The sequence below is a fragment of the Streptomyces sp. NRRL WC-3549 genome, assembly GCF_000721935.1.
GTDB lineage: Bacteria > Actinomycetota > Actinomycetes > Streptomycetales > Streptomycetaceae > Streptomyces.
This window is the reverse complement of the sequence record NZ_KL585461.1, coordinates 1-690: the sequence shown is the minus strand read 5'-3', so window position 1 is coordinate 690 and position 690 is coordinate 1. Positions and strand designations below refer to the sequence as shown.

Sequence of the window (690 nt, the reverse complement as noted above, 5' to 3'; positions counted from 1 at the left end):
GCCGCCACCGAACCCCCGGCCGCCGCCCCGTCCGCGACACCGTCCAAGACGGAAGAACCCGCGGAGTCCAAGGCGGTTCCCGACTTCGTCGGCATGGGCCTCCAGTCCGCGCAGGACAAGGCCCAGGCCGAAGGGTTCTACTTCCTGACATCCCACGACAGCGCCGGCCGGGACAGGCTCCAGGCCCTCGACCGGAACTGGAAGGTGTGCTCGCAGAACTATGCGGCGGGTAAGAGCGTCCCGGTCGATACGAAGCTCGACTTCGGGGCCGTGAAGCTGGAGGAGACGTGCCCGGCCGTCGACCAGGAGGAGCCCGTGGTCGAGGGCGGCAGGATGCCGAGTCTGTCGGGCAAGTCGGTGAAGGCCGCCCGCAGGGCACTTGACCCGGGTACGTCGATCACCGTGACCGATGCGGCTGAGGGGCGCATGGTGCTGATGGAGAGCAACTGGCAGGTGTGCACCCAGTCTCCGAGCCCCGGGGCGGAGTTGGTGGGGCAGCCGGTCGAGTTCACGGCCGTCAAGTTCGAGGAGGCCTGTCCGTGACGACGTGGAGTGGTGCTGTCGCCGGTGCAGCTCTGCGCGGTGGACGGCGCGAGAAAAGGCCAAACCGCCTCCAGCTCAACCTTCGAGAAGGGCAGCTTCCCACTGAGGCTCCGCCAAGCTCATTTTCGCAGGTCAGTGGGGCTGGTG

1 protein-coding gene is annotated in these 690 nt (G+C 67.8%); it reads left to right on the top strand.

What is annotated here, in order from left to right; all coding sequences use genetic code 11:
• Positions 1 to 543: PASTA domain-containing protein (locus IH13_RS0135935; RefSeq protein WP_031091326.1), on the top strand; the 543-nt coding region annotated here is incomplete at its 5' end.
• Positions 544 to 690: the final 147 nt, after the last annotated feature.